Origin of the sequence: Desulfobacter postgatei 2ac9, from assembly GCF_000233695.2 — a bacterium.
Lineage (GTDB): Bacteria > Desulfobacterota > Desulfobacteria > Desulfobacterales > Desulfobacteraceae > Desulfobacter > Desulfobacter postgatei.
In genome coordinates this window covers 3,750,297-3,771,503 of the sequence record NZ_CM001488.1, presented here as the reverse complement: position 1 = coordinate 3,771,503, position 21,207 = coordinate 3,750,297, and the positions used below count along the sequence as shown (strand labels likewise).

Below are 21,207 nucleotides of genomic sequence, written 5' to 3'. Positions count from 1 at the left end.
TTATATCCCACACCTAAAGGAGTGGGTTTTACGGCCTAAAGGCCAGGACTATAATCGCGGTGCTGGACGAAATCAGCAGTCACCACTTCGTTTTTATAGTTAAACTGACACCAAAGTTTGTAAATGCCCGCAGAAGGGAATTGGGTTTTAAATTTTATCAAAGATGGTTCCCCCTCTTTCATCGCATGAGCATGGATATAGTCATTGACGTTCAATATCTCTGATTTTCTGATTACGACAAGATGAGCTTTCTCACCGAGAAACGGATGCAAACCTTTGACAGGGCTGTCATCCGATACCATTTTCAAATCAAAGGCAACAGTTGTTTCTTCATTCGTTTTCACTGTTTTCGGCGAGACATCCATACTGACCTTGACATCTCCGACAATTATTTCGGTTTTTTTTGTATCCGGAACGGTCAGCGGTCTTGCGGTTCCTTTTATGCGGAGTTTGAGCACTGAAATCTGCTCTCCGCTATTTTCCGGTTTGTAATCACTGAAAAGAGTATACTCTCCGGCATCGGGGAAACTGGTTTCTGTCAGAAAACTGCCGTCTGCCTTATAATCAGGATGAAGATGACGGAAAAATTCCAGATCATCACTGACAATGATCAGATGCATCAGTTTTTCCTGAAATGTTTCAAACCGTGTAACATTCCGCTCTTTTTCATCTTTAATAAGGATCGTTATCGGAAAAATCTGCTCCTGTCTGATTTCAGACGGAACAGACATTTCAGCCTTAAAAGATTTCACTGCACTACCTGATGAGTGCGATCCATGCTTGGAATGATCAATCTGCCCGTTTACAGTTGAAGCGGTGATCATCAACAATATTACCATGATTACTTGAAGATAATTTTTCTTCATACATACTCCTTGTTAAGAATACTTCGGTAATTTTTTTCAGACTCAATAAATTCAGTAGGTTATGAAATTAGAAAATAAAATTCAGTTCCAATAATTTCAATTAGTTACAAAAATTTAACCTTTCAAATCCCAAAAATTACCGAACTATTGTGTTAAGACAGGGCGTAGAAGTTTAATTTTACTCTGACCCCATTTATCCTGACCCCATTTATCGATTATGCGATATTTTGCACATGGCGTCATTTCTTGGCTCTTCGTAGTTCAACAATAAGTTGATTTGAAATCTCACCGTTTTCGGTCAATCCCTGCTTGGATTGAAACTCCTTTATCGCTTGTTTAGTTTTTGCGCCGATAATTCCATCTGCGACACCCACCTGATAACCAAGACTAGATAATAGCGTTTGAACTTCCTTTATTTTTTCTCTTTCTTTCGCCTTTCTATCTTTTGCAGTTGTATAACCCAACTGTTTACCGAACAACGTTTTAAAAGAAAGATTGCAGTTTGTAATCGCTGGATTGTCAGTGCCTCCTGTTTTAAAGGGAGACGTTTGCCCGGGCAATATTGGATTGTAATCAATTAGCGAATCTTCGGATTTGACTAGAGTTCCATCTTTTGTGCGGAACTCACCAACGGCCATAACGTTTTTAATGCTTTGACTAGAAATATTTTTCACTTCGCCTCGAACAAAGACATAACTATATTCTTTGTCACATTTCCACGAGATTACCTCAAGCGGAGGTGAATATTCTCTCGGTGCCAAATAGCTTGATGAATTTGAGGAACTGCTGGACGTAGTACTTGGACTCGATGAACGTGATGTTGTTGATGGACTAGAAAAATATCCGATAGCCCAAAGAACAATAAAAATTGTAACTATCCATGTTAAGAGAGAAGTCTTCTTTTTGGCGGGCGCACCGCATTTGGGGCATTTCTCAGCTTTCTTACTTATTTCTTCGCCGCATTCTTTGCATTTCGTTAATGCCATTGATTTCTCCGTTTCTTTTTACGCATAACGTGGAACTCACCGGACCGGCGCTGTTTGCCGGGTCCGGTGAAGTGACTGGTTGTGCTGTAATTTTATATGGTTGTCAAATAAAGTTCATTACAGTACGCCGATAGTCCTCTACGAAACAATTCTCCAATACCGAATATATTTTGGTTTTCTTCTATCCACTCTGTGATCTGTTTCAAGTCAGAATTTTCATAGAACTTTGCAGCTTCTTGAAGACTAAGTTGGCTTAAAATAGGTTTTGCAAGAATTACAGACTTCCAATCGATATTTCTGGGTTGCTCACCTAATGTTGAAACCACTGTCGTATCATGAATATCTGTTTTGGATATATCAGCATGAACATTGACATGTCTTAACATATACATTGCATGAACCAATGGATTCTTCGAATCACTTATCTTTGGAGGCTTAAAGCCTATGTTGCTTTTTCTGAAGTCTCTCCTCGCAGCATCTTCAATTGAGTAAAACTCATTCAACCCAGCCCGCAGATAAGCAGAATTGCGCCAGTTTTCATATTCTTTGTTTGCATTACATACAAACATAATTGAAGCTTGTGATCTCTCATATGTTTCTTTGAAAACAGAACTATTCTTAAATTTATCTTCCAAGTTACCATCTAAACGGATGAAAATGTCCATTCCATCAATTTGAGGCAGTAGGGAAAAATCCAACTTCCTTTTCTTGCTCATGTTCTTCTCTTTTTTATATGCACAATCGCGGTGCTGGACGCAGTCAGCACCGCGATTCTCGGCGGCGGAGCCGCCGTGAACAAGTGATTATGTAGTTTTTTTCTGTAAAACTCCAACAAATAACCTGTACAAATCCTGTATCAATAAAAAACGAAATTGACAATCATTTTGTGCCGGTGTTATAATAATTAGGGTCAGAGTAAAATTATTTTCAAGATAATTGTTCAAATTATAGTTAAAATTAAAAAATTCAATTTTACTCTGACCCCATTTATCACGCATTTATCACGATCATCAAACTTATTTATGGGTAAAGGCATCGATGCGTTCGGCAATATTGACCTTAAGATTCTCAAAAAAGAGTGAATAGTCAAAGGCGTGGTAAACCCCTTCCGGGAAATGGCCACCTTGGACAGTAACCAAGGCGATATTCTCGGGTTGGACTATCAGGCCACCATCTACAATCTGAGCCGAAGTGAAATGCGGGTAGGTAGTGGCTTTGTCAGCACTATCAAAGAAGACAGAACCAAGGTTCTTCTTAGCGGGGACAAAGGCGCTGTCCATGCTCCACGATAGGGGGTTGACCGCCAGGGCGCCCTTTTTGAGAGTCGGCGCAATTGATTGTCGTCCCGCAGCCATTGTATTGTAAGAGATAACACAGTTAGTTTGATCTGAACGTTCACACATGCGTACCGAGGGATTAATAGCAAGATCCTCCGAGGTCAAGGACCACCCGGGAAGTAAGGCCGCAACAAGCAGCTTTTCGGCGTCGGTTGAACCCCAATGCTCGATGAGAAGATCCGTCAAGATCATGGAACCCTGGCTATCGCCTGCCAAGAAAAAGGGGCGACCGTCATTTTCATATTTCAGGTAATAGGACAGCGCACGCCAGACATCACTATGCACAATCTCTTGCAATGGTGCGGCGTCAGAATCACTCAATCCCAGACCGGCCAAATTCATCTGGCGATACATTGGGGCGTAGATATTCACCTGTCCTTCAAAGACAGAGGCCATAGTCTTTATCGTCTCCATGGCAGCTGCCCTCATGTCCGGTCTGGTCGTATCCATTATCCAATCCTTATCATTAAACAGGACCGTTGGATAAACGAAAAAAACATCAACCGGGGTTGTGGGGGCGGCAGGTTTGACTATCCAGCCGTCCGGTGCCGTATAGTCTGGAGCTTTCGGCAGAGTCTTTAGATCCAAGGGGGGCCTCAATGCCGTTGACTTAAGAAAAACAACCATAAAATCAAGCTGTTATGTAACATTTTAGTAACTTCTCAATAAGTGTGGGTGATTATTAATTTGTAAGGGGCTAATACTTGCAAAAAGTACTTTCCTTCTTATTTTTTGTCTATAACAAATTTCGACTTAATCATGTTGTGTTCTGGAGCGAAACATGACCGTTAAAATTCCAAAAATTGATCAGATTCCCGTAGAAGAGCAGACGTCTTGGGTTTTAACGCTCTTGGAATGCATCAATGCACTTGCTGAAGAAAATCAGGCCCTCCGTGATGAAATTGCCCGCCTTAAAGGGGAAAAACCCAGACCGAAAATCAAGCCATCCAGCCTTGAAGGAAACCACAAAAAACCGGAATCATCAGAGAAACGTCCTGGTTCAGCCAAGCGTCATAAAACCCAATCCTTGGAAATACATGAGATCGTCAAGGTAGCTCCAGAGAATCTTCCTTCGGGGAGTACTTTTAAAGGGTATAAAGACTTTGTGGTACAGGGGCTTGAAATGAAACCGCATAATATCCGCTACCGTCTGGAAAGATGGGAAACTCCGGATGGCCGCACCCTTACTGGAAAACTTTCTGCTGAGTTGAACGGAAGTCATTTCGATGTCTATCTGAAAAGATTTATACTTTACCAGTATTACCATGGCCATGTTACCCAGCCTATACTTCTTGAACAGTTGCATGATATTGGCTTTGATATTTCCTCCGGACAACTCAGCAACATTATTATTGAAAACCATGACGCCTTTCATGATGAGAAAGATGCCATCCTTGATATAGGCCTGTCAGTCTCTACGCATATCAATGTAGATGACACGACTGCCCGACACGAAGGTCAAAACGGCTACTGCACCCATATCGGAAATGAATTTTTTGCCACTTTTCATAGTACCGACAGCAAAAGCAGAATCAATTTCCTGAAGCTTTTGCAGGCCGGCCGCACAGATTATATCATCAATGCAAGCGCTTTATCATATATGATCTCTCAAGGATTGCCACAAGATTCTCTCACGCTTGTCACCAGCAAACTTTTGACGGTATGCAAGGATGATATTGCGTGGGATGAATTCGTGAAATTACTTGGCATTGAAAAGCCGCTGCATATCAAGATTATCACTGAAGGTGCGCTAGTCGGAAGTTTAATTGAACACGGTTTCAACACAGACATGGTTATCGTCAGTGATGATGCCGGACAATTCAATGTTCTAATTCACGCGCTGTGCTGGATTCATGCAGAACGTCTCATCAATAAATTGATCGGTCTTACGGATAAGCAGAAAGAGGCTGTAAAATCCATCAGGTCCGACATCTGGGACTTATATGCTTCCCTCAAAAATTTCAAAGAGCAGCCGGATGACCAGAAAAAAGCCGATATTGAGGCCCAATTCGATAAAATTTTCACTCAAAAGACCTGTTTTGCTTCCTTGAACAATGCTTTGAAGCGGATTTATCGAAATAAACCTGAATTGCTCAGAGTTTTGGATTTTCCGCATATCCCTCTTCACAATAATACCAGTGAAAATGATATACGAGATTATGTCAAGCGTCGAAAAGTCAGCGGTTCAACTAGAAATGACCTGGGTCGAAGATGCCGGGATACGTTCACAAGTTTGAAAAAAACATGTCGCAAGCTCAATGTCTCGTTTTGGGATTATCTTGAAGATCGATTATCCGGCTTGAATGAAATTCCTTATCTTAGTGATCTCATCATCAACAAAGCTCTCAATTTGTCTGTTTAACTGCAATTGAATTTGGCTGACCTTTGTCTTTTTACCCGGACTTATTGAGAAGTTACACATTTTATTAAATGTTTCACTGCCTTTCAAACCGATCCAGTAATTTTCAAAAATACCAAGATGTCTGAATATAAAGGTCATGGAAATTTCGAGAGGTTCACCCCTCCCTCACGCCTTGCTCAGATATAGAACCTTAACATATTGAAATGACGCGTCATTTTCTTAAGTCAACGGCATTGAGGGGGGCCTGGCAGGAGCAAAATGGTGAAAGGTAAAAAACGAAGATCAGAATCATCGAATACAAGATGGGTAACTTATTGTTTTTCATATCAACTCCCGATGCTTTTTCGTTGTGTTTACAATTCGCTATAATCGCGGTGCTGGATGCAGTCAGCACCGCGATTCACGGCGGCGGAGCCGCCGTGAACGTTGCTAATCAGCCGCGCCGCTTTTTGCGTCGGCTGATTAGCCTTGTTGGAAGTGTAGTTAAAATCTTTTTGGACTCTTGTTGCCCCGCTCTGCATGAGAGGTCATTCTGCGGGCTTCTTCAATAAATTCGGCAAGAGATGAAGTATTTCAATAAGATCTCCACGCCTGAATGTGGCAGCCAAACGTTGTAGACTCACGTCCTGATCTTTATACAAAACGCTTAAAGCCACCTTGATCAGACTCATTGCGCCAGAATGGTATTCATCGCCTTTTGTCTCGATAAGCTTGCGCGCATCATCAAATATACGATGGTCAAGCTGGTTGCACTTGATCCCCAGTTGGGTAAGTAATGAATCACCCATAAGCATCGCGACAAAACAGGATGAGTACCTGATAAAATCGGGTGCACCAACAGCTGGCCGTTTGCGTTTGTTCTCAGCAATTCTAAATAAGAGAACTGCAATTATTACTTGAGCACCATTCAAGTCATCAGTAAAAATGATATCATAAAGTTTTCCGAAATGCCCACTTGTCATAAATTTTCCTTGGTGCGGGCGGTGACGCCAGATAGAAAGAACGGCTTCAGCCGCTGTCCCACTGGTAATGTCTGTGGCTTTTGTAGCCACCTCGCTTCTCTGCCGTCTGTAATTGTAGCCCAACTCTTCTATCGACATGGCAAGTTTCCGCTGCCGGTCGTCATTTGAGCGTAAATCTCGCAGATCAACAGGATTCTGGCTATTGGTCGCATACGTGATATTCCGAACTAAGTCTTCCTCGCCCTTTGGCAACTCATAAATTCTAATAAGGACCGATGCGTTTGGAGCAGTTACAGTGCCGGAACCAAGTATTCGTTGAATTGTTTTACAAGTTTGTCCTCCGTTGATAACCTGCATTCCTGACAGTTTCACCAACCAATTTTCATCTTGTAAAGCGTTATGTTGAAACTGGTTGCAGGTTAAAGTGATGCCATTATTGTAAAAATAGAAATTCGACTGCTCGCCAGGAATTGTCAGTGTTTGAGCAATTCCCTCATTAATACGGTTACCCAGCAATCCAAGATAACGTCGAATATTCCTCTCAAGAAGTCTATCCCCATTCCTATCAAAGACAGCAGCAAGCTCGGACACTAAAATTCTGCCGATTAAAACCCTACGGAAATTATAATCTTCGACAATAGCTTTACCTGTAAGCCGAACCGTATCATTTACAGGTTTCAGCGATTGAATTATTGCCACCAGACCATCATGATTGATGTGCTCGAATAAAACCTGCCCCCCAAAGCCTGTATGATTTATCAGTTCCTGAGCCTCCGCTTTCCAAAACAAACCATTGTTGCAGGCAACCACTCGAACTTGTGGAAGATATCCATCCGCAACAAACGAACGAATTTCCTCTATCCTTGGCTTCAAGTTTGGATTAACTGTGATGGCTTTGTAAGGGTCAAACAGTGTTCCTACCGCCTGAATCAATTTCTCGATTCCTGTTTGCGGGAAGTTTGATGTGCCTTCAAGGTCGGATTTATATTTCCCCTGGAAGAGAGTGACGCTGAACTCACTATCCTGAATTTCTCCTATTTCAATAGCATCAACACCGAAATCTCCTCCACCTTCAGTTAGACATTCAATTGCCTCTTCTTCAGTTAATTCCAGAAGTGTCTTTACGGATAGTACAACGAATGCAGCTGAACGCAATTTATTATCATCGTTCTTAAATTTTGCCTTTTCCTCGATTGCCGTTTTCTGCCGATCGGCTAAAGCTCTTACCTGTTGATCGATAATACTTGCATTTATATTCATATATTGTCTCATTGTTGATTCTAAGAAATTTTGTTGTTTCAAGATGGAGCCATATCTTGAGTTACACTTCCAATCGCGGTGCTGACCGGCGCCGTGCGCCGATCAGGCAGACGCAGTCTGAATGATCGGTGTGCGGTGTCCGGTCCAGTACCTTGTTCTGGCGCCAGAGGCGCCGGGACAAGGTGCTGGACGCAGTCAGCACCGCGATTCTCGGCGGCGCAGCCGCCGAGAACAAGTGATTATGTAGTTTTTTTCTGTATAACTCCAACAAATGACATGTACAAATCCTGTATCAATAAAGAACGAAATTCACAATCATTTTGTGCTACCTCTTAGCGTAATCTTAGGACATCTTACTTAATTAACTCGGATTATGTAAGATGTCCCCAGAATTAGAGCAGTTTGTCGAAGCCAAGTTTTTCCGAAAACCAAGGGCTTTCGAAAAGCCGCTAGTCCCCCGGGTCGGCTGCAGCGTTTTGTTGGGAGATTGAAAGTTCATATACCATTGTTTTTGTATCAGAAATATCCTTCTTCATATGATCCAAAAGCATCTTATTCTCTTGTATTTTAAGATCTTGTAAATGATCATTTTTTGCTAAATCGTTTTCGGTGCTTTTTATGTCAGTTAATTTTTCACTTTGAGTTGTCAAAATCGTTTCATAACGGGTAAATGCAACTTTTGAATCGAAAACTAAATAAACAATTCCAGCAGAAAGTGCACATAGAACCCATACTAACCAGTTATTAGAAAAATGATCTCTAATTTTTTCACCCGGATCTATCGGGCGTTTTTTCAAAGTATCGATTGAAGATAGATCTTCGCCACTTTGATTTGTTTCCTCAAAATCAAGACTTTCATCCACGGTAGGCTGATAATCCTGCACCCCAATATATCGCCTATAATTTCTTTTCATTTGATCAGTTTTGGGGACATGAACATTTCTGCCAGTCTTCATTTATACCTCCACATAATTTGTATTAAGCCAAGGGAGATATTGATTCGTAACAAAACTTTGTGCTGAATCCATAAAAGGAGCAAATTTAATATGACTGGCTTTTTCTAAAGGGGGGCTATAACAAAGCTGATAGTCAATAGACATAAAGATTTCATCTAAATCAGACTTTTTAATTATATTGAAAATGGCGTTGCAGTAATCATTAACATCTCTTTTAACAAAAGCCTCTGGAACAGGCATTTTTTTTGAAAAACTCAAATTTATATCATTAACCCCTTCTAATGTTTCGCCTATAGTTTTATCAACAAAGCTTTGGGCCAAATCATCAAGAGGAAAAAGATATCGATTAACAAGACCTATTCTAATGATTTGTTGAATCTTGAATTCTGACATAACGCCTTGGATGATTTGGTCATTGAAATTTTTTAAAATTTCATCATATTCTGAACTGTTAAAACCATCCTTAGAACCAAATTGAATTTCTAAAATAAAATTGGAATTATCAATACTGAGTTTATCGTCGGTAGCAGAATTATACATTATTCTTTGGCCGACATTGTTAGCAACTCTGGGGAAGACTTTAGGATTAAAATAGGAGTCCTGAGCATATAAAATAGTATCAAGAATTTTTCCTAATTGATCTTCAATTGAAAAATTTGCTCTAAATCTTATCCCTGCTGCGACTCCGATTAGATACTCACTTAAATTTTCTATCATGTTATCTCCAATAATCTTCCAAGAGTGGCAATGAGCGTTTATTTACTCCCAACGTTGAGTTAAGCGGCTGCCGAACAGCCAAAAAAAGAGCCTCCGACGGTAGATGCCCGCCTTCAACTCATTTGTTGGACGATCGGGTTAGTTTTGCACGGCGTCCCGCCCCTTGGGTAAAAGCATCAAAACCCTCTCTGTCCGCCCGTTAGGGCTTCGTCCAATCGCGGTGCTGACCGGCGCCGTGCGCCGATCAGGCAGACGCAGTCTGAATGATCGGTGTGCGGTGTCCGGTCCAGTACCTTGTTCTGGCGCCAGAGGCGCCGGGACAAGGTGCTGGACGAAGTCAGCACCGCGATTCACGGCGGCGCAGCCGCCGTGAACGCAGAGTTCACCAGTGTGCGGTGCCGTTTGCCGCATCTGCGTGAAACGACTTGTTATACAACATCCAACAAAGTATCCACTATTGGCTTGAATAGTGCTTTGGAATCTCTTGCAGTAGAAATATGCGCCCCCTTTAACCCATCTTGCGACGTGCAATAGAAAACGGGTTTTCGGGCTTCTTGCGAATAAGGAATGAGACTATGTAAGTTTGGTATCTTACCTAAATTCCATGTACCATCATCCCACTCAATTGCTTGATCATTAGGCGCTAATTTTTCAACAACATTAGCTTTCACCGCATTTTCTACTCTGTTACCAAATATTGACCAGCCCTTGGTCATGCCAGCAGGGGACTGTCTAATGTTGTGTTGTTGCATCACGTAACCGAGAAACTTTGGCTTGCCCGGAGGTAATGCGAGCCCATCTCCAGACCAAGCCTCATGGCATTGCCCCCACTCTTTGTTCCATACAACCAATTTATTCCCTAGGTTTTCGGTACCACGTATTGAAAACAAATCGGGCGACATTGGAATAATGAAATAATCACTGGCACCAAGCACTGCTCTATTCAGAGCACCTAAGTTTGGCCCCAGATCAAGCATAACAACGTCAGCATTTACCTTTTCAGTGCACCATATTATATAGCGATACAGGGCCGACTGAACACGAAGAGCTGGTTCGGCACCACCTTTAGCGGAGCTCCAAGTATCGCCAAGCGAATCTTCAAAGTTACTTAGGAGGACATCTCCAGGAATTAAATATAAATTACCTGAGCCGCTTGATACCGTTGTTGGTTGGCGTTTACGTATATCCCCAACCCCTTTATAAACATCCTCAACAGCACGCCAAATACTATTACCTCTGGTTGCATTCCATGCCTTTTCCAATTCCGAATCAGATAAGCAATAAGCAGACAAGTTACATTGCGCGTCTGCGTCGACCATTAATACAGTTTTTCCATGCTCTGCCATCAAGTGCGCGACGTGAAACATGTAGGTGGTTTTTCCGACTCCGCCTTTATTGTTAAAAATGCTTACAATTTTCATCATTTCCTCTTTTTTGTATAATCGCGGTGCTGACCGGCGCCGTGCGCCGATCAGGCAGACGCAGTCTGAATGATCGGTGTGCGGTGTCCGGTCCAGTACCTTGTTCTGGCGCCAGCGGCGCCGGGACAAGGTACTGGACGCAGTCAGCACCGCGATTCTCGGCGGCGCAGCCGCCGAGAACAAGTGATTATGTAGTTTTTTTCTGTATAACTCCAACAAATGACATGTACAAATCCTGTATCAATAAAGAACGAAATTCACAATCATTTTGTGCCGGTGTTATAGCGGTGTCATAGAATTTTCGAACGGGATAACATTCAAAGTGTGGGGTTAAATATAAAATCGGCGCCAAAGGCGCTTCACCCTCTTGTTTCTTGTTTCCAGTCTCTTGTTTCTTGTCCCTGCAACGCCTCTATGGCGTTTAAAAGCGTTCTGGACTTTTGCGTGGTCTCCTCCCACTCCTGTTCGGGGTTGGAGCGGGCCGTGATTCCCCCGCCGATGTAAAGGACATACTGGTTGTCTTCAATTTCCATGCTGCGCAGGTTCACATAAACGTCCGTGCCGCTTTGTCCAAGACGCCAGGGTCCCAGGAACCCGGTATAATACCGCCTGTCGTGGGGTTCAAAGTCCTGGATAAAACGAGCTGCAGCAACCTTGGGCAAACCGCAGACCGCAGGCGTCGGGCAAAGCTGTTCAACAAATTCTCCAAGCCGGTCTTGGATTGGGTCTCCGGAAAAAAAGAAAGAAGTTTTCAAGTGGGCCACGGTGGCTGTCTCAAGATCCTGGGGCCCCTTTGTCTGGTAGGTTGAAAAACCAAACCGGTGGAGCACATCCACCGTGTACCTGGAGACAAAGGCCTGCTCTTCAATCTCCTTGGTAAACCAGCAATACCGGCCATCGGGACGCCGGGGCTGGGTGCCGGCCAGGGACACGGTCTGGGCATGCCGCCCATCGGAGCGAAACAACAGTTCAGGGGTGGCCCCCATCCAAAGCCCGGCCTTAGGCAGATTTGCCACAAAGACAAACACAGCCGGGTTTGCGTCGTGCATCCCAAGAAAAAGCCGACCCATGGATTCACTTTTTCTCTCTTTGCAAATCCGCCTGGAGACAATGACCTTGGAAAATTTTGCGGCGTTGATCTGTTCAATGGCATGGTTGACGCACACCAGGTAATCATGAAACTCCGTTGAGATGCAAGGGTCTTTTGTTTCGCGACTAAAAGGGGCCGATGTCAGGGATTCCGGGTTAAACGACTGGATCTGATTATACCCTTTCAGGTGTATGGCCGGCTGCAAAACAATGACAGGCGCATTGTCCGATATTTTAAACGGGGCAAACACAAATCCGCGGACCCGGCTCAACGCCTCTATACTTGCCGGGAATATGATATCATTTTCCGACCCGGCAATCAGTTGTGGGCTGTCACTCGACGATTGGAACCAGCAGGCAAATGCGACATTTTTTTCTATCAGATCATCAATCAGACAATCAAGCTGTGTAACGCTGTTCATCCTGTTCCTAATTTTTTACCGGCAGCGGCGGCAGACGCGACCATTACATAAATCTTAACAGTTTATTTCTTTATTATATTTCAACCTGAGCGGTTTTTTTAACATCCCTGGTTCATGAATAACAGTTTTTTTTGGCGGGATGTTTAATCTCCCATTAAATTCATTTTCTCATAAACGTCTAACAATTATTTGCTACATGTAATTCATTTTACATTTGATAGTCTAAATCTCAATTTTTCTGATTAAAGACTTTTTAAGAACAGCCATGGGCTGACCTGGCATATCAACTGCCAGATATAGCCCACAACGAAGGTTGAAAGATCTGAGTAGTGAGTATTGAGAAAACAGCTTGTTTTAAATCTCAATACTCACTACTCACTACTCATAACTTTCTTATAAAAGGGGTAAAGTTACATGTCAAAAAAAACGATACTTTTTGTTTGTGAAATGAATACTTGTCGCAGTCAAATGGCTGAAGGTTGGGCTCATTACCTTTATCCGGATAAAATTAACGCTTTTTCAGCAGGAATCCGCACTGGCCCGCTTGACCCGCTTGCCGTTAAGGTAATGAAAGAGGCCGGTGTTGACATCTCTGGTCATGAAACCCATGAAGTTAAGGATTTTATGAAAAAAGATATTGATTGTGTCATAACCGTATGTAATACCGCAGCGCAAAAATGCCCAAGTTTTGCGGCTGAGGTAAATGTCATTTGTCAATCCTTTGACAACCCTCCAGAGTTGACTAAAAATTTAAATAACGAAGATGAAAAACTTGCTGTTTATCGACGCGTCCGGGATGAGATCAGACTTTTTGTTGAAGGGTTGCCGGAAAAAATTACCAGTAAAATTATTGGATAGGTAAGGCCCCTGGTCAGAATTTAAGGGACTAAAATACCGGTTATTGATTTTATATTAAAAAGGGACAGGCATGGACACCATTTCGATTATTGCTACCGGCGGCACCATTGATAAAATTTATTTTGATGCAAAAAGTGAATATGAAGTGGGGCCGCCAAACGCCATTGAGGTGCTTAATCATTTTAACCTGCAAGTCCCTTACACCATTACATCACTTCTGCGTAAAGACAGCCTTGATTTAACGGATGAGGACAGGGAACTTATCGCCGAAACGGTTGCGGCAGACCCTTGCAGGATGATTATTATCACCCACGGAACAGATACCATGCCCGAGACAGCCAGGCACATCATGGCCCATGGCGGCGCAAAGGATAAAACCGTTGTGCTTACAGGCGCTCTGCTTCCTGCTATGTTCAGTCATACAGACGCAGTTTTTAATATCGGCTGTGCCCTGGGCGCTGTTCAAAAGGCTTGCCCCGGTGTTTATATAGCTATGAACGGAAAAATATTTATGGGGGGAAAAGTAATGAAAAACAGAGAATTGGGCAGATTTGAAGAAAAATTTTAAGTACTCGCCCTGGAGTTGCGGGCGGCATTTCGCAACTCTTGAACCAGGGCCGCTAAATCCAGGTTGTATTTTTCGGCAACCGCGTCAAGGGACTCAAAAAGCGCGTTGCAGCAGATGCATTCCCCTGCCCTGTCATCCCAGCGTTTGAACACCTCCTGGGTAGCACTGTATGTTGAAACAATATCAAGCACAGTCATGCCGGGCTCAATTGCGCTGATCAAAGAACTTTTTTCTGATTTATCCGTCACTTTTTCACTGTTTTTTTTATTATTGATAGTCCGGATCTGCCATAACCCGGGCCAGAGCTTTGGGAATCTGTAAGATAAGGTCCATAACCTGTGAGGCGGGTGTCGGCCTGGCAGCCACCCCGGCCATTCGATTGACACGGGCTGCAATGCGGCAGGCTTTTGGGATGCTTTTCCCGGATTCAATCAAGGCGCAGACAATGCCGGTCAGGGTGTCTCCGGTACCGCCCATGGCCTCCATGGCTTCGGCAGCAGGTTTGCTGACCTGACCTGTGATTTCACCGTCAGCCACCATATAATCAACACTGCCTTTTACCAGAAGGTGGCGGGCCCCGTTCCGGTGTTCATGGGCCCGGGCAATAAGATCCGGCACATTATTGTCCTGGTGCAGAATAAACCCTCTGGTGTAAAAAGGATGGGGCGCAGTTTCGTCAGCCAGAAAGGAGAGTTCCCCCACATCCGGAGTAAAAAGATCATAGCTTTGCGCCTGGCCGCTCATCTTGGCCGCGTACATGAATCCGGCGTCTGCAACGAGAACAGGCCTTTTCTCCATCTCTTCAACGGCAAAAAGAACTTTATTGTGCCAGTCTACGTCAGGCTGAAGATAGTGAAACGCCAGGGTGGTTGGCGCCATACCCGGCAATTCCCGGGACAGGTGTTCATAAAGTTGCCGACTGCCCTTACCGGTGCCGATGTCACCGACCAAAGCGGTTTCCACCGGCAGCGGCCCAAGCACTTGACAGGCGGCCAGCACTGCGCCGACCAGGGCCGGGGTTCCCCGGTTCACAGGCACACGGACACCGTTGACGATCATATCAGCACCGTCCAGGAGCGCCGGCCCCAGAGTTAAAGGAAAGGTCTCATCCGGCACTGTACCGACAATCAGGAGCATTGGCGAATCATCTCCTTATGCGCCAGTTCCAGGGCGTATCCGCAAAGTGTATGTCCGATTTTGCCGGGTCTTGGGGCCTCATCCAGGTGTCTGCCGACCATTTCCCGGGCAAGGTAGGGTACATCCGGGCACCCGCCGCCTGAAATATTGACGATGATTTTTGTTTTCTTTTCAATGGTCAGTTTCATGTTGGCGGCCCGGACCATGAGGTAATCGCCAAAATCCTTGGTATGAAAAAGGTCCACAGGCTTGAGCAACGGATGGGTCACCGGCACCACTGCCAGGGGCACAAGCCCCGCCTCTTCAAGCTGTCTTGTCAGCATCAGCCTTTCAATGAGGGGAAACTGAATCACCAGATCGCACCCGCTTTGGATTCCGGGGGGAGGACCCATTACCTTGATCTCCCACCCCCGGGATTTTAAAAAATTTTCCGCCTGGATTACTTCGGATGTGTTCTCAAACACCAGAATGCCCAGATCTTCCTTTACCTTCCGGGCCTCATTTTTCTGTGTCCGGTTAAACAGGCGGGATATGCGTTTGAACACCAATATCATCCTTTCCGGATAAAAATCTGCGTCTTATCGTCATTGTCCTTGATCTCAAAAACGCTCCAGCCTTTACTCTCTGCGGCCCGGACCACATTCTCCCTGGAGGCCATGTTGTCCACGATAACTTCTAGTTCACCATCGCTGCCGGATTTTATGGCATCCAGGGTCATCAGTACCGGCTGGGGGCAGGAAAGTCCCCTTGCATCGACTATTTTGCTCATTGTATATTCCTTATCTTTTTATTCAAATTAAGCGGCAATTTTCTTTTTCATGGCAAATCCGATGAACAGGCAAACGGCAAAACCAACGATAACCGCGGCGATACCGTGGGGTCCAAGCCCCTTGGGAGAGCTTGCCAGTCCGAAATTATGGGCAAAGGCCGCACCGACAATCATTCCCAGCACAAAGACGGACGCATCGGTATCCCCTTCACCGGCCAGGAAAAGCTGACGACCCGGGCAGCCGCCTGCCAGGGCAAAGGCCAATCCGGCCAGAGCCATACCCAGAAAATTCCAGACATGAAGGTCGTGGGCCACAGGCTGGCCTGTAAATCCTGGATGAAACTGGCCAAGAACGATATTGGCAACGCAGGCGAAAATCAAAAGGGATAAAAAGCCTGAAAGCAGATGGGTCTGGCCGAACAAAATCAGGTCCCGAAGGGCACCCATGGTGCAGAAGCGGCTGCGCTGGGCTAAAAAGCCAATGCCCAGGCCCACCACAAGGGAAATGAGCAAAGGGGCGTGCATGGCCCCCGGACCGTTAAGGCTGTAAAACAGCACGCCGCTTTTATCTTGCCCCGGCACCTGGGGATAGATAAACATGAGACTCAAAAGACCGAGCATCAGCAGGGGCAGCATCCATCCGGCACCTGTATGGGTGGCCTGGGAGCGTCCCAGGTTATACCCGTTTTTCAGGAACATGACCCCGATCCAGACCCCGAAGCCCAAGCCCAGAAGTCCCGGAACGGCATTCAGGTCGCCGCCGGCCAGGCGAAGCACGGCCCGCCAGGGACACCCCAGAAAAACAAGGGCACCGATCATGGCAAAAACACCCAGGACAAAACGAACCATGGGCGCTGATCCGCACCGTGGTTTAAACTCCTTAAAGCTGTAGGCCGCAACCAGGGAACCCAGCACAAATCCGATAATTTCAGGGCGGATGTACTGGACAACGCCGGCCCTGTGCAACCCGATGGCTCCGGCGATATCCCGTTCAAAACAGGCAACGCAGATTCCCATATTTCCCGGATTCCCAAGTTTCTGTAAAACAGCGGCAAGAATTCCGATCACAGCGCCGACAAAAATGATGCCGACGCGGGTGGAAAAAAAATTTTTAGCCATGGCCCGGCTACCTCCTATACATTTCATTATTTATAACAGGTTTCACATTCAGCATTTTTTTGTCATTCATGACTATTTTTTTCCAATTGATTATGACAATAAAAAGTTTGAATCTTGATTTGAAATCTGAATATTTGCGATCAAAATCCTTTAAGCCCACCCCCTGATATGATAAAATTAATTTTTCAGTAAATGTTTCAACCTTTTTTTTCTTTTGGAGTTAATATGGTCCGTTTCCGAAAACAATCGGTCTATTTATCTATCTTCACCCTCATTATAATCTGTGTTTACGGGGCTGCCGCTCCGGTCTGCCGGGCAGCACAGCCCACGGCCCCCCCAGAGAATACTGAGCTTTTTCCGGTTTATGACCTGATCAAACCCAATGTGACATTCTGGACCAATGTGTTTACCCAATACACCCGGGCCCAGGGCCTGGTCCACGATATGGAAAACCTGTCCATAATTTATGAAGAAATCAAACTCGACCCTGCCAAAACCAAGGAAGCGGCCCTGGCAAACAAGGCGATCAAAAAAAACGCCCTTGAAAAATATAGCACCATATTGACGACGCTTTCAAAGGGCAAGGTTCCGGAAACGCCCATGGAAAAAAAAGTGGCAGCCCTGTTCCCGAACAAAACAAAACCCGAGGCGTTCGGGCAGGCAGCTAAAAGAGTCCGGGTGCAAACCGGATTAAAAGAACATTTCATGGAAGGGATAATCCGCTCAGGTGCCCTGATAGATGAGTTTAAAATGATAATCAAATCCTATGGCCTGCCCGAAGACCTGGCCTACCTGCCATGCCTGGAATCGGCCTATAACATCCAGACCTACTCAAAATGCGGGGCTGCCGGTTTATGGCAGTTCACCCATTATACGGGCAAGATGTTCATGGATATCGACGATGTGGTGGATCAGCGCCGGGACCCCATTGTCTCCACCCATGGGGCAGCCCGGCTTCTGAAAAAAAATCATGACAAGCTTCAAAACTGGCCCATGGCCATTACGGCATACAACCACGGCCTTTCCGGCATGTCCCGGGCAAAGGATAAGCACAAGACCTATCCTGAAATATACACAAATTACCGCAGCCGATCCTTTGGATTTGCCTCACGCAATTTTTATCCGGAATTTATCGCCGCCCGCCAGGTAGCGAAAAATTATGTTAACTATTTCGGCAATATTACCCTGGATAAACCCGGACAAAAGACCCGGTACAAGGTTAAAGGATATGTGGCGGCAAAGGATATTGTCCGCAAACTGCCCGTGGATCTGGAAACGTTGCAAGCGATGAACCCTGCGTTCAGGGAACCGGTTTTTGACGGCAGAAAACACATCCCGCCGGGGCAAACCCTGTATCTGCCCAAGCATATATCTCCGGATCTGCTGGACAAAACGCTTGGACCTTTATACCAAACGGCCCAGAGACCCACCCCCTTTCACCGGGTGGTCAGGGGGGATACCGCCAGCAGTATTGCCAAGGCCTACCAGGTCCCTCTTAAAGACCTGATCGCACTCAACGGTCTTGGGAAAAAAGCGGTGGTCCATGTTGGCCGGACCCTGAAAATCCCGCAAATTAAATAGAACGATTACATTCCATGCTTTTTTTTCAGGCCCCGCAACTGGTCATAGGATATTCCAAGGTTTGCTGCAGCCTCTTTCTGATTAAACCGGGCAGCCGTCAGGGCCTGAGATAAGCGGAATCGTTCAAGGGCAAACACCGCCTTTTTCAGCGGCAGACCCGACAGTTCCGCCAGTGTCAGAACAGCTTCTTCATGGGTGCCCAATCTCTTCTCTGTATCTCGGATTGACTTTCCATCAGCTGATAAAGCGGCTGTCCTGTTTTCAACCTGTTCGATGGATGATGTCCCAGGCCCGGGCAAGGGGTCGAAGGGTGAAGAAAACGGTGAAAAATCAATCCGGGTAATAACGGGGCCGTTTGTTTTATACACGGCACGTTCCACGACATTCTTCAATTCCCGGACATTGCCTGGCCACCCATGGGCCTCAAGGTCATGGGCCGCTTTTTTCCCAAATTCCGGCACCTGGTCAAACCCCAGCTCAAAGGCTATGCGTCCGGCAAAATGATTGGCAAGCAGCATGACATCCCCATTGCGCACCCGCAGCGGAGGTACATAAATCACCTCGAAGGAGAGACGGTCCAGAAGATCCTGTTTAAAAAGGCCGGCGCGGACCATTTGCGCCAAATCCACATTGGCTGCCCCCACGATGCGAACATCGGTATGGACAGGATTGACAGCCCCCACCCGTTCAAACCGGCCGTATTCCACCACCCGAAGAATCTTTTCCTGGACTTCCATGGGAATATTCCCGATTTCATCCAGAAACAGGGTTCCGCCGTCGGCCTGTTCAAACCGCCCGATCCGACGGGTACCGGCCCCGGTAAACGCACCTTTTTCATATCCGAAAAGCTCCGATTCGATCAGGGTCGCGGTCAAGGCGGCGCAGTTCAGCGTAACAAAAGGCTTTTGCCAGCGCCGGGACAAAAAATGCAGTCGCGCGGAAGCCAGTTCCTTGCCTGTACCGCGCTCTCCTAAAATCAATACAGGTCGGTCAATGGGCGCGACCCGGGAAATCTGATCCTGAAAATTTAAAAACGCCTCGGACTGCCCCAGGGCTTCGGACATGCTCACAGGAGCGGTATTATTATCCATGGAATCGGTATATGCCAATCTCACCCCCCGAAGATGGTTAAGTTAACTAAATTTTAGTATTTATACTATATTACAGTTAATAATACCATCGAAAAATGTGCCACAAAAAAATTCAACCCATTGAAATATAAGAAAAATAAACTTAATTGCAGCTTATGGCACATTTTCTGCTTTAATGTACAGCATAGCCTGACAAAGCATCACGAGGGCAAAAGAATTTAAAAAAAACTTGTATAAGGAGAATAAAAATGGGAATTTTTACACGCTTCAGAGACATTGTATCTTCAAACATCAACGCCATGCTGGACAAGGCCGAAGATCCTGAAAAGATGATCAAACTCATGATCCGGGAAATGGAAGACACCCTGATTGAGCTTAAATCGTCATGCGCCGGCACCATTGCCAATCATAAGAAGGTGGATCGTTTAGGGCAGGAGGCCCGGGAAAAAGAGGCGTTCTGGAACGAAAAAGCGGAACTGGCAGTCACCAAGGGACGTGATGACCTGGCCCGCCAGGCCCTGATGGAAAAACGCATATTCAGCCAGCGCCTGGAGGTGGTGGAAACGGAACTCGTTGACCTGTCAGCCATGGTGGATCAGTACAGAAACGATATCACGGAACTTGAAAACAAACTGAAATCCGCCCGGGAAAAACAGCGCATGCTGGTCCAGCGGCATATCCGGGCAAAGCATAAAAAACGGGCAAGGCAGGAAATCCGCAGGGCTGACTCTTCCGAAGTCATCAAAAAATTCGAAGAGATGGAAAATCATATTGAGCGCATGGAAGCTGAAGCTGATATAGTTGATTTTAGCAGACGATCCAGTCTTGAAACCGCCTTTGATGACCTGGCAGCAGACGAGGAGATCGAAAATGAACTCAATGCATTGAAATCCTCCCAATCCGCAGCAATTAATGATATAAAGTCCTGAGCTTAACCCTGGCAATTTCAAAGGAGAAATATGAGCCACATATTCATTGCAATCATCACTGTCGGCGGGTCAATCCTTGCCCTGATCATCCTGGGGATGATCATCATCGGCATTATCCGGGCAGCCAAAACCGGAGAGCTTTCAAAGAATCAGAAGGAGGCCCGGACTGAAGAGACAAGAATGATCCAGGACATATACAATGCTCTGCCAAAAATTGAGCAACGGGTTGAAGCCCTTGAAACCATACTCATCGAACGTGGACACCCAAAGCAATAACGGCTGTTTTCAAAACACCTGAAAGGATAAAAAATGAGATATCATAAAAACCGTTATCACTATGCCGGGACCGAGAAGAGAGGACCGGGAAGATATGGCCGATTCCGTCAGAGAATGGACCGACTGACCGCAGCCGAGGGCTTCTACCGTTCCAGACGAGGCATTATCTTCGGCGTTTGCAGGGGCTTGGCAGAACATTTTAACTTTTCGGTATTCTGGACCCGGGTCCTTGTATTGATCCTGTTCTTATTCACCGGGTTCTGGCCCGTAGGTCTCCTTTATCTTGTTGCCGGACTTCTACTCCAACCTGAGCCCGTCATTCCGTTGGAAAATAAAAGTGACGAAGAATTTTATCATTCATATACCCGATCAAGATCCTCGGCCATTGAGCGGATTAAAAGCAAATTTGACAATATTGACCGCCGGATTCAGCGCATGGAAGATACGGTCACGTCAAAAGAATTTGATTTTAAATAACAGCCATGGACTGACCTGACATAT

At 45.4% G+C, this 21,207-nt stretch carries 23 protein-coding genes; 7 read left to right on the top strand and 16 right to left on the bottom strand.

Going from position 1 to position 21,207, the window contains the following annotated elements:
- Positions 1-35: 35 nt before the first annotated feature.
- The 4 genes from DESPODRAFT_RS17420 to DESPODRAFT_RS17405 all read right to left on the bottom strand — a co-directional run bounded on the left by DESPODRAFT_RS17420 (position 36) and on the right by DESPODRAFT_RS17405 (position 3,777).
- The gene (locus tag DESPODRAFT_RS17420) at positions 36-866 is read right to left on the bottom strand and encodes a DUF8832 domain-containing protein (RefSeq protein WP_004075404.1); all 831 of its coding nucleotides are present in this window, start codon (positions 864-866) and stop codon (positions 36-38) included.
- A gap of 239 nt (positions 867-1,105) precedes the next feature.
- Positions 1,106-1,852: a peptidoglycan-binding protein gene (locus DESPODRAFT_RS18880; protein WP_004075402.1), complete on the bottom strand. Its 747-nt coding sequence runs from the start codon at positions 1,850-1,852 to the stop codon at positions 1,106-1,108.
- Positions 1,853-1,944: 92 nt separating this feature from the next.
- Positions 1,945-2,568: a hypothetical protein gene (locus tag DESPODRAFT_RS17410; RefSeq protein WP_004075400.1), complete on the bottom strand. Its 624-nt coding sequence runs from the start codon at positions 2,566-2,568 to the stop codon at positions 1,945-1,947.
- Positions 2,569-2,868: 300 nt separating this feature from the next.
- Complete coding sequence (locus DESPODRAFT_RS17405) at positions 2,869-3,777, bottom strand: DUF3089 domain-containing protein (RefSeq protein ID WP_172635741.1); 909 nt, start codon at positions 3,775-3,777, stop codon at positions 2,869-2,871.
- A gap of 193 nt (positions 3,778-3,970) precedes the next feature.
- On the opposite strand from DESPODRAFT_RS17405, the gene DESPODRAFT_RS17400 reads away from it, so the two are divergent.
- A complete protein-coding gene (locus DESPODRAFT_RS17400; RefSeq protein ID WP_004075397.1) occupies positions 3,971-5,551 on the top strand; it encodes an IS66 family transposase in 1,581 nt (526 codons plus the stop codon).
- A 353-nt stretch (positions 5,552-5,904) separates the two neighbouring features.
- Here the strand turns inward: DESPODRAFT_RS17400 and DESPODRAFT_RS20180 are convergent, their stop codons facing one another.
- The 6 genes from DESPODRAFT_RS20180 to DESPODRAFT_RS17375 form a co-directional block, all read right to left on the bottom strand.
- Entirely contained in the window at positions 5,905-6,072 is a 168-nt protein-coding gene (locus DESPODRAFT_RS20180) for a hypothetical protein (RefSeq protein ID WP_157488528.1), read from the bottom strand.
- 6 nt (positions 6,073-6,078) lie between these two features.
- On the bottom strand, positions 6,079-7,773 hold the full coding sequence (locus DESPODRAFT_RS17395) for an AIPR family protein (protein WP_004075394.1): 1,695 nt from the start codon (positions 7,771-7,773) through the stop codon (positions 6,079-6,081).
- A gap of 449 nt (positions 7,774-8,222) precedes the next feature.
- Positions 8,223-8,729, bottom strand: a complete 507-nt coding sequence (locus DESPODRAFT_RS17390) for a hypothetical protein (protein ID WP_004075391.1) — start codon at positions 8,727-8,729, stop codon at positions 8,223-8,225.
- Positions 8,730-9,446 (bottom strand): hypothetical protein, encoded by a 717-nt coding sequence (locus tag DESPODRAFT_RS17385; protein ID WP_004075389.1) that lies wholly within the window; start codon positions 9,444-9,446, stop codon positions 8,730-8,732. It lies immediately after the preceding gene.
- Positions 9,447-9,874: 428 nt separating this feature from the next.
- Positions 9,875-10,870: a ParA family protein gene (locus DESPODRAFT_RS17380; protein WP_245531959.1), complete on the bottom strand. Its 996-nt coding sequence runs from the start codon at positions 10,868-10,870 to the stop codon at positions 9,875-9,877.
- 356 nt (positions 10,871-11,226) lie between these two features.
- Entirely contained in the window at positions 11,227-12,378 is a 1,152-nt protein-coding gene (locus DESPODRAFT_RS17375) for a chorismate-binding protein (RefSeq protein ID WP_004075385.1), read from the bottom strand.
- 414 nt (positions 12,379-12,792) lie between these two features.
- On the opposite strand from DESPODRAFT_RS17375, the gene DESPODRAFT_RS17370 reads away from it, so the two are divergent.
- Positions 12,793-13,236, top strand: a complete 444-nt coding sequence (locus DESPODRAFT_RS17370; protein ID WP_004075383.1) for an arsenate reductase ArsC — start codon at positions 12,793-12,795, stop codon at positions 13,234-13,236.
- Positions 13,237-13,306: 70 nt separating this feature from the next.
- Positions 13,307-13,804, top strand: coding sequence for an asparaginase domain-containing protein (locus DESPODRAFT_RS17365; protein ID WP_004075381.1), 498 nt, complete (start codon positions 13,307-13,309; stop codon positions 13,802-13,804).
- Here DESPODRAFT_RS17365 and DESPODRAFT_RS17360 read toward each other — a convergent pair.
- From DESPODRAFT_RS17360 to yedE, 5 genes are read right to left on the bottom strand one after another with little or no spacing between them, the layout of a single operon-like run.
- Positions 13,801-14,052 carry a hypothetical protein gene (locus DESPODRAFT_RS17360; RefSeq protein ID WP_245531958.1) on the bottom strand — a complete coding sequence of 84 codons (252 nt, stop codon included), beginning with the start codon at positions 14,050-14,052 and terminating at the stop codon, positions 13,801-13,803. The two genes, DESPODRAFT_RS17365 and DESPODRAFT_RS17360, sit on opposite strands and share 4 nt — an antisense overlap.
- A 19-nt stretch (positions 14,053-14,071) precedes the next feature.
- On the bottom strand, positions 14,072-14,941 hold the full coding sequence (locus tag DESPODRAFT_RS17355; RefSeq protein ID WP_004075377.1) for an NAD(P)H-hydrate dehydratase: 870 nt from the start codon (positions 14,939-14,941) through the stop codon (positions 14,072-14,074).
- A complete protein-coding gene (locus DESPODRAFT_RS17350; RefSeq protein WP_004075375.1) occupies positions 14,932-15,495 on the bottom strand; it encodes a putative Se/S carrier protein in 564 nt (187 codons plus the stop codon). The genes DESPODRAFT_RS17355 and DESPODRAFT_RS17350 overlap by 10 nt, the downstream gene beginning before the upstream one ends.
- Entirely contained in the window at positions 15,492-15,710 is a 219-nt protein-coding gene (locus tag DESPODRAFT_RS17345; protein ID WP_004075373.1) for a sulfurtransferase TusA family protein, read from the bottom strand. The genes DESPODRAFT_RS17350 and DESPODRAFT_RS17345 overlap by 4 nt, the downstream gene beginning before the upstream one ends.
- Before the next feature lie 27 nt (positions 15,711-15,737).
- Entirely contained in the window at positions 15,738-16,829 is a 1,092-nt protein-coding gene (gene yedE, locus DESPODRAFT_RS17340) for a YedE family putative selenium transporter (RefSeq protein ID WP_004075372.1), read from the bottom strand.
- 225 nt (positions 16,830-17,054) lie between these two features.
- On the opposite strand from yedE, the gene DESPODRAFT_RS17335 reads away from it, so the two are divergent.
- Positions 17,055-18,410, top strand: coding sequence for a lytic transglycosylase domain-containing protein (locus DESPODRAFT_RS17335; protein ID WP_004075371.1), 1,356 nt, complete (start codon positions 17,055-17,057; stop codon positions 18,408-18,410).
- Positions 18,411-18,415: 5 nt separating this feature from the next.
- On the opposite strand, the gene pspF is transcribed toward DESPODRAFT_RS17335, so the two are convergent.
- The gene (gene pspF / locus DESPODRAFT_RS17330; protein ID WP_245531957.1) at positions 18,416-19,525 is read right to left on the bottom strand and encodes a phage shock protein operon transcriptional activator; all 1,110 of its coding nucleotides are present in this window, start codon (positions 19,523-19,525) and stop codon (positions 18,416-18,418) included.
- Between the two features lie 224 nt (positions 19,526-19,749).
- Here pspF and pspA point away from each other — a divergent pair, with 224 nt between their 5' ends.
- The 3 genes from pspA to pspC are packed head-to-tail and all read left to right on the top strand — an operon-like array spanning position 19,750 to position 21,183.
- Entirely contained in the window at positions 19,750-20,430 is a 681-nt protein-coding gene (pspA, locus tag DESPODRAFT_RS17325; protein WP_004075367.1) for a phage shock protein PspA, read from the top strand.
- Between the two features lie 30 nt (positions 20,431-20,460).
- A complete protein-coding gene (locus tag DESPODRAFT_RS17320; RefSeq protein WP_004075365.1) occupies positions 20,461-20,706 on the top strand; it encodes a hypothetical protein in 246 nt (81 codons plus the stop codon).
- Between the two features lie 33 nt (positions 20,707-20,739).
- Complete coding sequence (gene pspC / locus DESPODRAFT_RS17315) at positions 20,740-21,183, top strand: envelope stress response membrane protein PspC (protein WP_004075363.1); 444 nt, start codon at positions 20,740-20,742, stop codon at positions 21,181-21,183.
- Positions 21,184-21,207 lie beyond the last annotated feature (24 nt).

Bases quoted from the DNA above. Each gene is read 5' to 3' on its own strand.
- DESPODRAFT_RS20180 (WP_157488528.1), bottom strand. From the start codon at position 6,072: ATGCAGAGCGGGGCAACAAGAGTCCAAAAAGATTTTAACTACACTTCC.
- DESPODRAFT_RS17390 (WP_004075391.1), bottom strand. From the start codon at position 8,729: ATGAAGACTGGCAGAAATGTTCATGTCCCCAAAACTGATCAAATGAAA.
- yedE (WP_004075372.1), bottom strand. From the start codon at position 16,829: ATGGCTAAAAATTTTTTTTCCACCCGCGTCGGCATCATTTTTGTCGGC.
- DESPODRAFT_RS17385 (WP_004075389.1), bottom strand. From the start codon at position 9,446: ATGATAGAAAATTTAAGTGAGTATCTAATCGGAGTCGCAGCAGGGATA.
- DESPODRAFT_RS17370 (WP_004075383.1), top strand. From the start codon at position 12,793: ATGTCAAAAAAAACGATACTTTTTGTTTGTGAAATGAATACTTGTCGC.
- DESPODRAFT_RS17320 (WP_004075365.1), top strand. From the start codon at position 20,461: ATGAGCCACATATTCATTGCAATCATCACTGTCGGCGGGTCAATCCTT.
- pspA (WP_004075367.1), top strand. From the start codon at position 19,750: ATGGGAATTTTTACACGCTTCAGAGACATTGTATCTTCAAACATCAAC.
- DESPODRAFT_RS17375 (WP_004075385.1), bottom strand. From the start codon at position 12,378: ATGAACAGCGTTACACAGCTTGATTGTCTGATTGATGATCTGATAGAA.
- DESPODRAFT_RS17400 (WP_004075397.1), top strand. From the start codon at position 3,971: ATGACCGTTAAAATTCCAAAAATTGATCAGATTCCCGTAGAAGAGCAG.
- pspC (WP_004075363.1), top strand. From the start codon at position 20,740: ATGAGATATCATAAAAACCGTTATCACTATGCCGGGACCGAGAAGAGA.
- DESPODRAFT_RS17420 (WP_004075404.1), bottom strand. From the start codon at position 866: ATGAAGAAAAATTATCTTCAAGTAATCATGGTAATATTGTTGATGATC.
- DESPODRAFT_RS17355 (WP_004075377.1), bottom strand. From the start codon at position 14,941: ATGCTCCTGATTGTCGGTACAGTGCCGGATGAGACCTTTCCTTTAACT.
- DESPODRAFT_RS17395 (WP_004075394.1), bottom strand. From the start codon at position 7,773: ATGAATATAAATGCAAGTATTATCGATCAACAGGTAAGAGCTTTAGCC.
- DESPODRAFT_RS17380 (WP_245531959.1), bottom strand. From the start codon at position 10,870: ATGATGAAAATTGTAAGCATTTTTAACAATAAAGGCGGAGTCGGAAAA.
- DESPODRAFT_RS17350 (WP_004075375.1), bottom strand. From the start codon at position 15,495: ATGATATTGGTGTTCAAACGCATATCCCGCCTGTTTAACCGGACACAG.
- DESPODRAFT_RS17345 (WP_004075373.1), bottom strand. From the start codon at position 15,710: ATGAGCAAAATAGTCGATGCAAGGGGACTTTCCTGCCCCCAGCCGGTA.
- DESPODRAFT_RS17365 (WP_004075381.1), top strand. From the start codon at position 13,307: ATGGACACCATTTCGATTATTGCTACCGGCGGCACCATTGATAAAATT.
- DESPODRAFT_RS18880 (WP_004075402.1), bottom strand. From the start codon at position 1,852: ATGGCATTAACGAAATGCAAAGAATGCGGCGAAGAAATAAGTAAGAAA.
- DESPODRAFT_RS17335 (WP_004075371.1), top strand. From the start codon at position 17,055: ATGGTCCGTTTCCGAAAACAATCGGTCTATTTATCTATCTTCACCCTC.
- DESPODRAFT_RS17410 (WP_004075400.1), bottom strand. From the start codon at position 2,568: ATGAGCAAGAAAAGGAAGTTGGATTTTTCCCTACTGCCTCAAATTGAT.